2 tRNA genes are annotated in these 395 nt (G+C 42.3%); both read right to left on the bottom strand.

Annotated features, from left to right (window positions below):
- Positions 1 to 150: 150 nt before the first annotated feature.
- Positions 151 to 226: transfer RNA gene (locus M3182_RS25810), tRNA-Ala, on the bottom strand.
- 14 nt (positions 227 to 240) lie between these two features.
- Positions 241 to 317: transfer RNA gene (locus M3182_RS25805), tRNA-Ile, on the bottom strand.
- Between the last annotated feature and the right edge of the window lie 78 nt (positions 318 to 395).

Genomic DNA, 395 nt, shown 5'->3' with positions numbered 1-395 from the left:
CAGGTTTCTCTTTTTAATAAAAGAGAGAAAAACTAAAATGGCGATACCCGGTTTCTTTAAAAGAAGTTCTTTTAAAGAGTTTTACTTTTGCCTTCTTACTTACGATTATCTAGTTTTCAAGGAACAAAATAGACACCTGTTAAAGTGTCATGGTGGAGCCTAGCGGGATCGAACCGCTGACCTCCTGCGTGCAAAGCAGGCGCTCTCCCAGCTGAGCTAAGGCCCCGTTTAATGAAAGAATGGTGGGCCTAAGTGGACTCGAACCACCGACCTCACGCTTATCAGGCGTGCGCTCTAACCAGCTGAGCTATAGGCCCCTCATAAAACAGGAAGAAATGAAATTTTTCATTACTCCTTCAAAACTAAACAAACAAGCAGTCAATAGTGCAATTTTT

It is taken from the genome of Mesobacillus maritimus, assembly GCF_023715205.1.
GTDB classification, from domain to species: Bacteria; Bacillota; Bacilli; order Bacillales; family Cytobacillaceae; genus Mesobacillus_B; species Mesobacillus_B maritimus_C.
The sequence above is the reverse complement of the archived record's forward strand: the minus strand, read 5'-3'. Positions and strand labels throughout refer to the sequence as shown.